Below are 2,102 nucleotides of genomic sequence, written 5' to 3' on the forward strand. Positions count from 1 at the left end.
GGCCGCTTCCTCAAGTACCCAAATACGACCCGGAGGCTCGTCATGAGCAGCGAAAGAAAATCGCCCTCGTCTCACCGGCAATTCGCAGGAAACAGCAGAGGCGCCCGGGGGGCCTCGCGATCGGCCGATCGGCAGGTCGTTGAAAAGCAATCACGTCACGTCTGAAAGGAGATCAACATGAGGAGGATCCTGGCAATGGTGACTGCAGCATCAGTGGCGGCCGGCGTTGCTCACGCCGAGCCTGCGACGAACGCGACGACGACCTACAACCGTGTCGAAGTCGGCGGTTTGAAGATATTCTATCGCGAGGCCGGTCCGACGGATGCGCCGACGATCGTCCTGCTTCACGGCTTTCCCTCGTCGTCGCGCGAGTTCGATCCGCTGATTCCGCTGCTGGCGACCCGGTATCATCTGGTGGCGCCGGACTTTCCGGGCTTCGGTCACAGCGAGGCTCCTCCGCCGTCGTCTTACACATACACGTTCGACAACCTGGCGAAGACGACGACGGCGTTCCTCGACAAGCTCAAGATCGACAAAGCCAGCTTCTACCTTCACGACTATGGCGGTCCGGTCGGCTTTCGCGTGATGGCGGCGCGCCCTAGCCGGGTGCAGGCGCTCATCGTTCAGAACGCCAATGCGTACGAAGAGGGGCTCGGCCCCAAGTGGGCATTAATCAGGAAATATTGGGAGGATCCGGCGAAGCATCCCGAGGTCTTCGAGGCTTTCGTGTCCTTGGCGGCAACCGAGCAGCGGCACACCTCGGGCACATCACATCCCGAGCGTTACAACCCGGATACCTGGACCGATGAGTTCGCGCACCTCCAGCAGCCCGGTCAGCGCGAGATTCAGGCGGCTTTGCTCTACGACTACCGGACGAACGTCGCGTCATATCCTGCCTGGCAGGCGTGGCTACGCGAGCATAAGCCACCGACATTGGTGGTCTGGGGACGGAACGATCCCTCGTTCATCGCAGCGGGCGGCGACGCCTTCAGGCGCGATGTGCCGGACGCCGAGGTCCATCAGCTGGATGCCGGTCACTTCATCTTCGACGAGGCAACCGACGAAGTGGCGCGGCTCATCATCGCTTTCATGCAGAAGCAGCACCTCTAGGGGTCTGCGAGGGTAGACGGCGTCAGAAAGCCGGATCGATCTGCAACAGCTCGCGGGCGGGCAGCGCCGGGATGCCAAGCAAGGCGCGGCTCAAGCGGCTTTACGACGCCATCGAGAGCGGCGTCGCCGAGCTCGCGAACCCGATGCTGAAGGACCGGATTGCCGAGCTGAAGGCCACGCGTGACCAGGCCCGCGTTGACGCAGAGCGGGCCGAGGAGGCGTTGAACCGCTCGGGACCGGCGATCACCCCGCAGGCGGTAAAGGTCCTTGCCAGGGCTGCCCGGAAAGGTATGAGGAGCGAGGGTGGCGGCTACCGCCGTGACCATCTCCGCGCGCTCGCCCAGCGCATCGAGGTCGACGCGCAAGAGCTTCGCATCATGGGCTCGAAAGCGAACTGCTGCGCACACTCGTCGCCGCTTCAAGCGCAAAAACGGCGGTTTTTGGCGAGCCCAGGTCTGCACCGAAATGGCGCACCCGACACGATTCGAACGTGTGACCTTTGCCTTCGGAGGGCAACGCTCTATCCAGCTGAGCTACGGGTGCGTGAGCACTTCCTTTAGCCGATTGGCCTGATATCGGCAATGGCTCGACAGGGCACGACTCCGCACGGCGGCGTTGTTTTGGGAAGGTGCCGGGACGCATGCAGCCCCGATTGCCCGGCGCGGTGCAGGCGCTAGACGGGCGCTAGACGACCGATTCCTTGAAAACTGTCATTGTCACACCCTCAGATCTCATCCTGAGCCCCCAGCTCCGAAAATCGGCGCTGCACACGGACCATGAACACAGGATCCGGCCGTGTTGATGGAGAGGCATGATCCGGAACAGCGATTCCGATTTTCAGAAATTGTTCTTGACACCCATCCCAAATCACCCGCATATGACCGCCATCCTGCCCCACAGAGGGGCGTTCCGGATCGTCCAGAGACGCGGGGCAGGATGCGGTGGACGCGGCAGCGTCAGGCGTGACACGTGATGGCAGGGCGGGTTCTTAT

1 protein-coding gene and 1 tRNA gene are annotated in these 2,102 nt (G+C 62.6%); one reads left to right on the forward strand and one right to left on the reverse strand.

The features are described from left to right. The first annotated feature begins 171 nt into the window (after positions 1-171). The gene (locus WCB02_RS30715) at positions 172-1,110 is read left to right on the forward strand and encodes an alpha/beta fold hydrolase (RefSeq protein ID WP_423963970.1); all 939 of its coding nucleotides are present in this window, start codon (positions 172-174) and stop codon (positions 1,108-1,110) included. Between the two features lie 466 nt (positions 1,111-1,576). On the opposite strand, the gene WCB02_RS30720 is transcribed toward WCB02_RS30715, so the two are convergent. Continuing rightward, positions 1,577-1,653, reverse strand: a tRNA-Arg gene (locus tag WCB02_RS30720). Positions 1,654-2,102 lie beyond the last annotated feature (449 nt).

The organism is Bradyrhizobium sp. (genome assembly GCF_049581145.1).
GTDB lineage: Bacteria > Pseudomonadota > Alphaproteobacteria > Rhizobiales > Xanthobacteraceae > Bradyrhizobium.